The following is an 11,919-nucleotide window of genomic DNA, read 5'->3' on the forward strand; positions in this document are numbered from 1 at the left end:
ACGAATGTGACCCTTCAAACAGTTTGCTTTTTCAGCAATTAAAATCAGACAGACCCAACAGAAATTGATTATTCGAAGCAAATTATCTACCCGGCTCATAGTTAAAAAAATGAATAATAGGGATAAGAAAAATCGCAATTGTCACCGGATTAAAACCAGTCAAGTATAAATTCATGTCATATCCGGAAGAGAACAAAAAAATGAGTGATTTTTTTAAACAAATAGACAATATTAAATTTGAAGGGACTGCGTCAGACAACCCACTGGCATTCCGCCACTATGACGCAGAACGGATGATTCTGGGAAAATCGATGAAAGATCATCTGCGGTTTGCCGCCTGTTACTGGCACAATCTTGTATGGCCGGGTGCCGATATGTTTGGTGCAGCTTCATTCGAACGCCCCTGGCATCAATCCGCAGACGCCATGGAAATGGCACAAATGAAAGCAAATCATGCCTTTGAATTCTTCAGCAAATTAAGCGTCCCTTATTACTGTTTCCACGATACTGACGTTGCACCGGAAGGCCAGTCAGTGAAGGAATATGTCCGGAACTTTAACCAGATGGTGGATATTCTGGCGCGTAAGCAGGAAGAAACAGGTGTGAAACTTTTATGGGGAACAGCGAACGTTTTTTCTAATCCCCGCTATATGTCAGGCGCCGGAACAAACCCCGATCCACAGGTTTTCGCTTATGCCGCCACTCAAATCTTTAATGCCATGCAGGCGACCCACCGGCTCGGCGGTGAAAACTATGTTTTATGGGGAGGACGTGAAGGGTACGAAACGCTGCTGAATACCGACCTGCGTCAGGAGCGCAAACAGCTTGGCCGCCTGATGCAAATGGTGGTGGAACATAAACATAAAACCGGCTTTAAAGGAACAATTCTGATTGAACCCAAACCTCAGGAACCGACCAAACATCAATATGATTTTGATACGGCAACGGTTTACGGATTCCTGAAGCAGTTTGGTCTGGAGAAAGAAATTAAAGTCAATATCGAAGCAAACCATGCGACACTGGCCGGTCATAGCTTCCACCATGAAATTGCGACCGCAACTTCGCTGGGAATCTTTGGCTCGATTGACGCTAACCGTGGTGACCCACAACTCGGCTGGGACACGGATCAGTTCCCGAACAGTGTCGAAGAAAATACGCTGGTGGTGTATGAAATCCTCAAAGCCGGTGGATTTACAACAGGTGGATTTAACTTCGACGCAAAATTACGTCGTCCTTCGATTGATCCACAAGATCTGTTCTACGGCCATATTGGGGGAATGGACACCATGGCACTGGCACTCGAACGTGCGGCTGAAATGATAGAAAATGATGTATTATCCAGAAATATTGCACAGCGCTATGCTGACTGGAATCAGGATTTGGGAAAAAGTATTTTATCCGGCGATCACAGTCTGGAATCACTGGCTACGCTGGCGGTTGAAAATAATATTTCTCCGGTCAAACATTCAGGCCAGCAGGAATATCTGGAAAATATTGTTAACCGGTTTATTTATAAATAGCACTTCCCGGACCCCGGTCAGGCAACAGATAAAAAGCGCCGGAACGGTGCTTTTTATCATTGACCAAAGATATCATTAACCAGAGTTATCACTGACCAGAGCGTGTTCAAACATGGCTGAATCTCAGGATGTGAATAACTGATAAACCGTGGTTGAGCGATAAGGATGCGCTGCAGAATAAGTCACATAATTGCTGAATTCAGGCATATTAATCTGGTTCGGAATACACTGAGTCTCCAGACACAAACCAGACCATGGCGCAAATCCTTTCCGGCCCTGACTATCGTTACCCTGAGCAGATTCCTGAACTAAAAAATTACCGGTATAAAGCTGCATCGCGGTTTCGGTTGTCAAGACTTTCAAAAACAAACCACTTTCAGGCTCAAAAACCTGTGCAACCGGGCGGAGCCCGTTGCCATTCAGCATAAAACAGTGATCATATCCCCGTGTATTCAGCAACATACGATGCAGTGGTGATAAATTTGCCCCCAGTTTTTTTTGCTGCCGGAAATCCATCGGGGTATTTAGCACATATTCACACCGGATCGGAATTGAATGAGAGTCGGTTTCCCAGTACTGGCCAGCGTTGAGAACAAGTTCATGGTCAAACACCGAACCGGAATGCCCGGTTAAGTTAAAATAACTATGCTGAGTCAGATTGACCGGGCATAACTGTTCAGGACAAGCGTAATAATCAATATAGAGTTCATTGTCATCCGTCAGCCGATAAGTCACATGAATATCTATATCAACCGGATATCCGCCGTCTCCCCGTCTGACACAAGTTCTCAGTGATACCGTACCTGCTTCAATATTCATGAGTTGCCATTTTCTTTTGTGCAACTGGCAGGAGCCGCCATGCAAATGATTGTCTCCTTCATTTTTATCCAGTGCTACCCGGCTCTCATTCAATGAATAGCTTCCCCCGGCAATCCGGTTTGCCCACGGCCCTACAACTCCGCCAATGAAAAACTCTCCTTCCAGATAATCACCGGGACGGTCATAACCCAGTACAATATTCCGGCGCGTCCCCTGCTCATCATGGACCAGAAAATGAACAATTGTTGCACCCAGATCGCTGATATCTACCTGTGTGCCGCATGCATTGCGCAGATGATACAAATGGTAATCATTTTCCCAGCAGGAAAAATAAACCGCTTTTTCCAGCTGGTCCATACAGTTAACAGACATTTGGTGCTCCTCCTTTTTGCTCAGTGTAAAAAAGGCGAACCGGGAAACTATTGTGAAAATTCATATCTGCTTAACGGAAAATCGTTACTTAAAGCCAGATCACACTATTGATCATTCGTGAACCATTCAGTTTTTTCGAACAACTCCGGCTAAATCACTCGCTTTATCCATTCCCCCATCAGGCATAGGATAAACGCATCCACATGAACACAGTGAAAGGAATAATGAATATGTCTCGTGTACTTGCTCTGAAATCCAGCATTCTTGGTGAATATTCCCAGTCAGGAAAACTTATCGATCAATACCTGAATCAGTCCGGCAGTGATGTGACTGTCCGTGATCTGGCCGCAGATCCACTGCCGGTATTAGATTTTACAGCAGCGACAGCACTTCGCTCGACAGAAGACCTTTCCGCAGAACAACAAAAGATTGTTGATTTATCCAATCAGCTGATTGCGGAAATCAAATCCGCAGATACTCTGGTCATTGCTGCGCCAATGTATAACTTCTCGATTCCGACTCAGCTGAAAAACTGGTTTGATCTGATTGCAAGAGCGGGCGTGACATTCCAGTACACTGAAAACGGTCCGCAAGGGTTGATTGAAGGCAAAAAAGCCATTGTTATCACCACCCGGGGCGGCATTCATAAAGATTCAGCCAGTGATATTCTGACACCATATGTCAAATTATTCCTTGGATTCATCGGTATCACTGATGTTGAATTTGTTTATGCAGAAGCATTAAACATGGGTGATGAGATGGCACAAAAAGGCATCGCATCCGCTCAATCCCAGCTGGAGACAATCACGGTATAAACCAGCCGTGATTGATTCAGGAAAACTCATAACCAAGTGTTTACAAAATGAGTTTAAAAAAGAGTTTTATTTTCCTGTTATACTATCCTTTGCAGCGTTTTTAGCGCTGCTTTTTTTTGCCCTGTTTCCGCTCTCTGTCAGCCTGCCAGATTTAGTATTTTATCTCATATCTTGGATAGACCTGATTTATATGACTACAATCATATGAATATATGCAAATGAATCAAAATGGTAATGGCATGGATTCCCTGAGATGTGAACGGTGCAAAAATAAAAATGATCCGGGGTTCGGTTTTACGATGGCCTTTCAACCAATTGTCGATCTCAATTCGCGATCTGTTTTTGGCTATGAAGCGCTTGTTCGTGGTCTTGATAATCAATCCGCAGCCAGCATCATCGCACAACTCAATCAGGATAATATTTATCAGTTCGACCAGAACTGTCGGGTCAAAGCAATTCAACTGGCGGCTCAACTTCATCTTCAGGGAATTTTGAGTATTAATTTTCTTCCCAACGCAATTTATCAGCCGGAACGATGTATACGAACGACCTTAGACGCGGCCAGAACTTACGATTTCCCTGTTCAGAATATTATGTTTGAATTTACTGAGGCGGAAAAAATTAACGATACATCTCATATCAAAAATATTGTCGACTGCTATCATCAGCTAGGGTTTATCACGGCACTGGACGACTTTGGTTCCGGATATTCAGGATTAAACCTGCTCGCAGATTTTCAAACTAATATCGTGAAACTGGATATGCACCTCATACGCAGTGTTGATTGTCATGCGGCAAAACAGGCCATCATCAATGGTATTCTTCAAATGATGGCCGAGCTGGGTATTCAGGTTCTGGCCGAAGGGGTTGAAACCCGGGATGAGGCACACTGGCTGCAACGACACGGCATCAGCCTGATGCAGGGTTTTCTGTTTGCCAAACCACGCCTTGAACAATTACCGGATGCCGACTTCAGCCATTTTAATTAGAGTCTACCTCTTAGATACGCCTTGTTCTCAAACGTCTTTTTTCTCAAAGACTCTGTTGCCAGATATGAGCCACAAGTGATATCGCAATATTTCAGCCAGACTTTTTCAAGGGGCGACATCGCCAGCTTCGGGTGAGCAAGTATGAATATAAAATGTGCTTCTTCTTCATTGACCGGCTCAAGCTCACCGCAAGCCAGAGCCATCATTGTCTCGCCCCAATAGACCAGCATCTCTTCTTCAGCATCCGTAAAGTGTCCTGACTCCACAAATCCATCCGGAAAGTTTTCATGGTCTTCAAACTGATGCTGTCCCATACGAAATTGAATATGTTTCATCTTGATTTCTGAATAATTTGAAATAAATATTACGCCCAAACAACCTGAAGATGCACGATTCAGGAACCTGGATATAGTTATCAAGTTTTTTTCAGCGGATCCAATGAATTGATTTTTTCATATCGATAAAAATTATTTTCCGACATTCCTTTGGTATTTTTAATTATCCTTATTAACATTGGGGGAAATAGCGCGTTTATGCCCGTAAAGGCACAGTTATTATGCCGGAGTCGTTGATGTTCAAACATATTATCCAAAAATTTCACAGGGCTAAAGTACCCTCCAGAGAACTGGTTTTAATCAGCTCTTTTTTCAAAGAAGCTGATGATTATTCACTTTATTACGAGGCAGAACAGGCAATTGAGTCTGTATTTGACTGGTATGAGTACAGCGACACGCCTCACAGCGCACATATGAACAATGGTGGTTACTTTCCTGCCAGAACTTCCGGTAGTCTTGAGTTGAAGAAACTCTCACAATGTGTCTGCACCTTAATACAACGGAACGCGCTACCCGTTATTATTTCTAATAGCTGTCAAAGCTTCAAAGCCTGTCTGACCAGCTTTCAGACAGATAAAACCGGAATTATTAACCTGAACCGGAAAATTGACCTGGCCAGTGGTATTAATCTGATTCCGGTGCAAAACTACACAGAAATCACAGCTGAGCATATCAATGCTGAATTATTAAGCTTAGGGGTTGATGAAAACGCGGTGCTGCCATTTGAGTCACAGGCGGCAATGTCGTCTGGAGTTCAATGGCTTAGTAGTCAGGCGTTCTATTCGGCAGATACGGAAAAACTACACCATACTTTGGACCCATATATCCAGCGACATGAACGCATAGCTTTATATATAGACCTCGGTTCCGTTGTCAGAAAAATGATACCAACGCTTTATACGTCTCAATTTGATTCTGTGTTAAATGTCATCCAAGCCCTGATCACTTCAGAAAAGCTTGTTCTGATACATTTGACCGGCGACGCTGAATCTCTGCTATTTTCCAGAGAAACCAAGAAAATTCTGGATAAAATACGAACCAATCACCTCTCAGAATATCTCACTGGCTCCTGATTCATCACTCAGATCAATATTTTAATCCACCAGGCAGCCACTGAACCACCGGCTTGCATCACCGGGAAGAGAGTATGTCTTCAGTCTCTTCCCTGAATCAGACTTGTTGATAGCACTGAATCCTTTATTCCCGAAATCAACCGTGTATACCCACACGACCTGAAAGTGCAGTGTTCAATGAGATTTGAAAGGCGGGCGTATTCCTGCATTCACTTTCCTTGAACTGCACATTTCGAATCCACACTGAATCATGCATTGAGGTATATAAACATAAATGCTTTCTTTTTCGCTGAAAGTTCTGTCTAATGGCACAGATGTGTATCAATTGAAATCAAACCCATAACAAGAGCAAATCGTGGACGTTAGAGTTTTAAGTACATTTCTTGAACTGGCCCGGGTCAGACATTTTGGCGTCGCTGCTGAAAATCTTCATATTACTCAGGCAGCCGTCAGCGCCCGTATCAAACAACTCGAAAGCTACTTTGGTACAACGCTTTTCACCCGGGAAAGAAACCATATCAGACTCACCTCATCCGGTGAGCGGCTCATCAGCTATGCAGAAGTGATGGTGACGACGCTCCAGCAGGCGAAATATGAATTATCACTGGAAAGTTCAGAAGCCTTACAGCTCACCATTGCCGGAACCCCAAATATATGGGATGCATATCTGCAAAGTTGCCTGAGTATGATTACAGAAGCATTTCGTGGTTACGGCTTTAATGCAGAAGTGCTCAGCAGAAGCTTGATTAGCCGTGGTCTCAATGAACGAACCATCGACATGGCTTTTGTATTCGATGCATTCAAAACCGAAGAATTTGAGTGTATCAAGCTCACTGATTTAACTTTTGTGCTGGTTGCCGCAACACCATGCAATGTCGAAGAAGCCCTATCTGAGCGCTATATTTATGTCGACTGGGGAACCGCATTTGCATCTGAACATGCAGCGCGTCATCCGCAAAAACATGCGCCGTTTTTACGCACATCAACGGGAAGAATTGCACTGGATTTTATTCTGGAAAAAGGTGGCAGTGCTTACCTGCCCACATCAGTTGTCGAAGCTTTTTTACATTCGGGTCAGTTAGTACGTGTGAAGGACAGTATCGAAATCACCAGGCCGCTTTATCTGACATACAGGAAAAAGAGTTCGTCTCTGAATTCAATTCTCGACATTGAAAGTTTCATCCGCAAAATTGATCCAACCACTGCATATAGTCTGATTCAGGCAGGGGAAGTTGAACCTGATGAATAATCTCCTCTGAAATCCTTGTAAACACGGGGCGTACGGTGAAAATTTATGCGCGCCTTAACAAAAAACATGTCGTGTCAAACCCCGGCAAGTTTCATAAATAATATTTATTGTTACCAAAAAAATAATTCGCTGGATTTTTTCCCCATAAAAAAATAATTTTGCTTCGAAACAAGTCAACTTATCTCTTTTGAGGGTACAAACATGGTTGAAAGTGAAATTCGTATTGGTGAAAAACGTTTCTATGACAACAAAGCTTTTCCGAGAGGATTCAGTAAATCAGGAAACTTCACTCTGGCAGAAGATGATATCTTAAGCTCCTACGGGCAGACTTTGCAGGCTCTGGAGTCCGGAGAAATAATGCCTGTGAATACTGAAGAAAAACACTTTCTGAAAGCACTCCGCAATCCGGGAAAATCGAAATCAAAAATAGAGAAAACCTGGTTGAAATACATTCAGATCGCCAGAGGAAGAAAATCATTCCATACACTGAACGGCAACAGACGGCATCAGGAAACATTAAACGTTGATGTCACTGACGCTGAGATGTCAGATGAAGTCTATGGATGATGGCTGACCCTCACGCCTTTCCTGTGACTGCCAGCCGTTGCCGGCAGTCACTCTTCCGCTGATAATGCACCATCAACCTTGGGCGTTTTCTGACCGGTGTATACGCCCCTTAACCCCGCTGATTCCATACCACTTTCATCGTCACGTTTCATCAAACAGTTCTGTATGTAATAAAGTTGATTATCAACAAACAAGCAGGCATAGTGCACCAGAATGTCTGACGCCAGCACCGTATCACAACCGGGCTGGAAACTATCTTTGCAGACATCAATAAAGACCATGCACGTCAGGTGATGACGCTGTATCAAGGCCTGTTCAAAGTGGAAGCTCAGCCCGTCGGTCAGGCCTGATGATTTTTCAGCACTTCAAAATATCGGATAAGTTTTAGTATGTTCAGAAAAAAAACACCATTTTTATATCAGATTGATTCTCTTGAAACTCTCGGCTCGGCCCATCATGAAGCTTACAATCAGGCAGAACCATTTCGTCATATAGTTCTTGATCACTTTTTGCCGGAAAAAGAAGCAAAAGCAGCCTTAAAAGCCTTCCCTAAACCGACCTCAGATATATGGCTCGACTGGACCAAACGAGATACGGTTCACCAGCCCAAAAAACAGGGGATTGGCCATGCCTCAAGACTTAAAGGTGTCGACCCGGATCTGCTCACCCTGCTTCATGCATTTAACGCATACCCTTTCCTGAACTTTCTGGAAAAACTCACCGGCATCAAAGGGTTGCTGCCAGACCCTTATTTCAACGGTGGCGGACTTCACCAGATCCTGAGTGGCGGCAAACTGGCTGTTCATACCGATTTTAACCATCTTGAAAGCCTGAATATCTACCGTCGGCTCAATGTTATCTTCTATTTAAATCAGGATTGGAAAGACAGCTATAACGGACATCTGGAATTATGGGATAAGCACGGGAAAACCTGCGTTAAATCAGTTGCACCACGATTTAACCGTCTGGTTGTGTTTAATACGGATAAGGGCTCACTTCACGGTCATCCAAAACCTCTCAGCACTCCGGATGGAGTCACCCGAAAATCCATCGCACTCTATTATTATACGGCTTCACCATCACAGGATGCAGAATATAACGGCCTGACAGACTGGTTTGAAACCGACTAGAGGCTGTTGACCATTCATCAGACAAGCAATGCTGGGTTTGGTGCAGTAAGCTGACAAGGGCATGGATGCCCCTGGGCGTGTTTGTAAACGAAAAAGGCACGTCTTGAGCGGTTTGCGAAACCAGACTCATTCTGAGCAGAAAAATAAGTGGAATTGGTATTATTCAACAAAACATCCCGGTGGCATAAACTCATTCAACCCTGAACGGATACTTTCAATAAAACACCGCGCCACCCCTGAAAGTGGTTTATGTGCGGGAGTGATAATTGCGTGTTCAAAAATGATGTCAGGTTTAAACGGGCGAAACACGACATTTTCCTGACGGGATTTATTAATACTATAGCTGGCTGCGCTCATCGGATCACATACCGAACAACACAGTTTTCTCTCAACCAGCTCAAAGCCGGAAATATAGTTTTGCAGTTCAAAACGCGGATAATACCTGACCCCTCTCTCTTCGAAAAGCAGACGCAATGCCTCACTGTTAGGGTGCTGTGAAAACAGTGCTGCCAGAGCGACACCATCCAGATCTTCCGGTGTAATCCATGATTTTTGAGCCAACGGCAGATCTTTATGAATAGCACAAACCCCCTTAATAATAACCGGCTCTACATGAATAGAATCTCTTTCTTTCGGCATCTCCGCATAACCAATGTCATATTGCTGGGCAGCAATCCAGTCATGCACAATCATTGAGCTTCGCATCATCATCGATACATTAACGTCCGGTCTGTCTTTGACAAATCCTGCAATCACATACGGCATAAAATACAGAGAAGCCGCAGGCATGGCCGCAATACGTAAGTGCCCCCGGGATAAATTACTGACTTCAGCCATTAATTGGGAAGTACGGGTCAGCCTTTCGAGGATTGCATCCGTTTCTTCCAACAGAAAATAGGCTTCCGGCTTCGGGGTCAGCCTTCCTTTGTCACGCTCGAACAACTGAAAATTGAGCTCATTTTCCAGACTGACCAGCATGGCACTGACAGCAGGCTGCGTCCGGCACAACGATCTTGCAGCCTCAGAAACGGAGCCAGAACGCATCACGGTTCTGAATGTTTCTAACTGCTTGATCGACAAATTAATCGTCACAGGCATCCTTCCCTATAAGAAAAATTTATTGAATCAAAGATATTTTAAATTTGTTTTTATCATGTGTCATCATTTAAATTAACAAATCATTCACATTAGTTAACATAAGGAAGTGTTTTGTGGAGCGGTTGTTTAAATACTTACTGACGATACTGATAGGCGTTGTTGCCTTCGCGCAATTCATTCAGGTCATCACCCGCTATGTTTTTGAAGTTCCGGTGATGGGTCTGGAAGAAATGACCATCATTCCCACACTCTGGATGTATATGCTGGGCGCGGTCAATGCTTCCCGTGAAAATACTCAGATTCGGGCCAATGTCCTGGAAATTTTTATCAAATCAGAATGGGGACACACGCTTCTGGCTCTGATTGGTGAAGTCATTAGCTTTGTCATTTCAGTCTGGCTCACCTACTGGGCCTGGGACTATTTTAAATATGCACTCCGGGTGAAAAAAGAAACGCCGACTTTATATATTCCCACCCTCATCTACGAATGTTCGCTCTTTATCGGCCTGGTGCTGATCAGTGGATTCATTCTGCTCCATATTGTGCGGTTAACCAAAAAGTTAACCATGCCCCGACTGGCTACAGAGAAGGTATAAAACATGGTTGAAGTCGCATTACTTGCTGTTGGTGCTCTGGTGCTGTTACTGACTATTGGTGTCCCTCTGCCGTTTTGTTTCGGCGGTGCCCTGATGATCATGACTTATGTGGGCGATATCTCGATGAAGGGGAATATGATGTGGGGTGTCGGCCAGTTAGCCAATCCGGTGTTGCTTGCCATTCCACTGTTTGTTCTGGCCGGAACCATCATGAGTCAAAGTGGTATCGCCGCCAGTTTATTAAAGTTCGTCAACATCTTTGTTGGCCATATTCGCGGAGGGCTTGGCGTCGTTGCATCGGTCAGTTGCGCAATTATCGGTGCAATTTCCGGCAGCGGATTAACCGGCGTCGCTGCGATCGGACCACTGTTAATTCCTGAAATGGAAAAACGTGGTTACCCGAGAGCATACGCCACGGCACTGATTGCCAATTCATCGATTCTGGGGCTGCTCATACCGCCAAGTGTCACCATGATCGTTTATGGCTGGGTGACTGATACATCGATCCTTGCCTGTTTTCTGGCAACACTTGGGCCAGGTCTTCTGGTGACATTTAACTTTGCATTAATCAACCTGTATAAGGCACGCAATTTTTCCCTGATTCTGGATGACAAACCCTCATTCTCAGGTCTGGTCAAAGAAGCCTCGTCACGGACGGTACATGCTGTTCCGGCCTTATTGATGCCAGTCATCATTCTCGGTGGTATCTATGGTGGCGTCATGACACCAACAGAAGCGGCTGCCGTTTCTGTTATTTATGCTGTGCCTGTTGGTTTTTTCATCTATAAGGGGCTGACATTTCAGTCGCTGCTGGCTTCAGGAAAAGAGTCGGCATCGATGGTCGGTGCCATTATTTTCATGATCTTGTTCAGCCTGATTCTCAGCCAGATGTTTGTTGTCGAAAACGTGCCTCAGGCGTTGGTCAGCGCCATATTCGATATCACCGAAAACAAAACATTACTGCTGATTTTTATCAATATTTTACTGTTTCTGGTCGGAATGGTCGTCAATGACATTACAGCGATTATTCTAATCGCACCACTGCTGCTCCCCCTGATGAATGCCATAGGGATCAGCCCGGTTCAGTTTGCTGCAATTATGGGCGTGAATACCGCGATGGGCGGCGTCACCCCCCCTTATGCATCCATTCTGTATCTGGGGGCGCGAATTGGTGATGTCAAATTTTCTGAAGTGATCGGTCCGGCGATGATGCTGATCCTGCTGGGTTACCTGCCCGTGGTGATTCTCACTTCTTTCTGGCCTGATTTATCTCTCTTTCTGCCGAATTTATTTGGCTACAGCTAACGGTTTAAACCAGTCAACGGTTTAAAAACAACTCATAGTTCAAAGACAACG

The 11,919-nt window shown here is 44.4% G+C and carries 13 protein-coding genes; 9 read left to right on the forward strand and 4 right to left on the reverse strand.

Features of this window, described 5'->3' with window-relative positions:
- Nucleotides 1-200 precede the first annotated feature (200 nt).
- A complete protein-coding gene (xylA, locus tag OCV29_RS21870) occupies nucleotides 201-1,520 on the forward strand; it encodes a xylose isomerase (protein ID WP_073604942.1) in 1,320 nt (439 codons plus the stop codon).
- A 123-nt stretch (nucleotides 1,521-1,643) separates the two neighbouring features.
- On the opposite strand, the gene OCV29_RS21875 is transcribed toward xylA, so the two are convergent.
- A complete protein-coding gene (locus OCV29_RS21875) occupies nucleotides 1,644-2,711 on the reverse strand; it encodes an aldose epimerase family protein (protein ID WP_084193432.1) in 1,068 nt (355 codons plus the stop codon).
- A 230-nt stretch (nucleotides 2,712-2,941) separates the two neighbouring features.
- Here OCV29_RS21875 and OCV29_RS21880 point away from each other — a divergent pair, with 230 nt between their 5' ends.
- Both OCV29_RS21880 and OCV29_RS21885 read left to right on the forward strand, forming a co-directional pair.
- Nucleotides 2,942-3,526, forward strand: coding sequence for an FMN-dependent NADH-azoreductase (locus tag OCV29_RS21880; RefSeq protein ID WP_073604931.1), 585 nt, complete (start codon nucleotides 2,942-2,944; stop codon nucleotides 3,524-3,526).
- A gap of 212 nt (nucleotides 3,527-3,738) precedes the next feature.
- On the forward strand, nucleotides 3,739-4,515 hold the full coding sequence (locus tag OCV29_RS21885; protein WP_073604932.1) for an EAL domain-containing protein: 777 nt from the start codon (nucleotides 3,739-3,741) through the stop codon (nucleotides 4,513-4,515).
- Here OCV29_RS21885 and maoP read toward each other — a convergent pair.
- Nucleotides 4,512-4,850, reverse strand: a complete 339-nt coding sequence (gene maoP, locus OCV29_RS21890) for a DUF413 domain-containing protein (RefSeq protein WP_073602902.1) — start codon at nucleotides 4,848-4,850, stop codon at nucleotides 4,512-4,514. The genes OCV29_RS21885 and maoP overlap by 4 nt on opposite strands.
- Before the next feature lie 236 nt (nucleotides 4,851-5,086).
- On the opposite strand from maoP, the gene OCV29_RS21895 reads away from it, so the two are divergent.
- The 3 genes from OCV29_RS21895 (at nucleotide 5,087) to OCV29_RS21905 (ending at nucleotide 7,739) form a co-directional block, all read left to right on the forward strand.
- The gene (locus OCV29_RS21895; protein ID WP_073602901.1) at nucleotides 5,087-5,923 is read left to right on the forward strand and encodes a hypothetical protein; all 837 of its coding nucleotides are present in this window, start codon (nucleotides 5,087-5,089) and stop codon (nucleotides 5,921-5,923) included.
- 355 nt (nucleotides 5,924-6,278) lie between these two features.
- Entirely contained in the window at nucleotides 6,279-7,172 is an 894-nt protein-coding gene (locus OCV29_RS21900; protein ID WP_073602900.1) for a LysR family transcriptional regulator, read from the forward strand.
- Nucleotides 7,173-7,373: 201 nt separating this feature from the next.
- Nucleotides 7,374-7,739, forward strand: coding sequence for a DUF413 domain-containing protein (locus tag OCV29_RS21905; protein ID WP_073602899.1), 366 nt, complete (start codon nucleotides 7,374-7,376; stop codon nucleotides 7,737-7,739).
- 47 nt (nucleotides 7,740-7,786) lie between these two features.
- On the opposite strand, the gene OCV29_RS21910 is transcribed toward OCV29_RS21905, so the two are convergent.
- Entirely contained in the window at nucleotides 7,787-8,020 is a 234-nt protein-coding gene (locus OCV29_RS21910) for a hypothetical protein (RefSeq protein ID WP_073602898.1), read from the reverse strand.
- 108 nt (nucleotides 8,021-8,128) lie between these two features.
- Here OCV29_RS21910 and OCV29_RS21915 point away from each other — a divergent pair, with 108 nt between their 5' ends.
- Nucleotides 8,129-8,869 (forward strand): 2OG-Fe(II) oxygenase, encoded by a 741-nt coding sequence (locus OCV29_RS21915; protein ID WP_073602897.1) that lies wholly within the window; start codon nucleotides 8,129-8,131, stop codon nucleotides 8,867-8,869.
- A gap of 159 nt (nucleotides 8,870-9,028) precedes the next feature.
- Here the strand turns inward: OCV29_RS21915 and OCV29_RS21920 are convergent, their stop codons facing one another.
- Complete coding sequence (locus OCV29_RS21920) at nucleotides 9,029-9,961, reverse strand: LysR family transcriptional regulator (protein ID WP_245796784.1); 933 nt, start codon at nucleotides 9,959-9,961, stop codon at nucleotides 9,029-9,031.
- 119 nt (nucleotides 9,962-10,080) lie between these two features.
- Between OCV29_RS21920 and OCV29_RS21925 the strand changes: the two genes are divergently transcribed.
- Both OCV29_RS21925 and OCV29_RS21930 read left to right on the forward strand, forming a co-directional pair.
- Nucleotides 10,081-10,563, forward strand: coding sequence for a TRAP transporter small permease (locus OCV29_RS21925; protein ID WP_073602895.1), 483 nt, complete (start codon nucleotides 10,081-10,083; stop codon nucleotides 10,561-10,563).
- Nucleotides 10,564-10,566: 3 nt separating this feature from the next.
- Nucleotides 10,567-11,868 (forward strand): TRAP transporter large permease, encoded by a 1,302-nt coding sequence (locus OCV29_RS21930; RefSeq protein ID WP_073602894.1) that lies wholly within the window; start codon nucleotides 10,567-10,569, stop codon nucleotides 11,866-11,868.
- Nucleotides 11,869-11,919: the final 51 nt, after the last annotated feature.

Source organism: Vibrio aerogenes, assembly GCF_024346755.1.
Classification (GTDB): Bacteria; Pseudomonadota; Gammaproteobacteria; order Enterobacterales; family Vibrionaceae; genus Vibrio; species Vibrio aerogenes.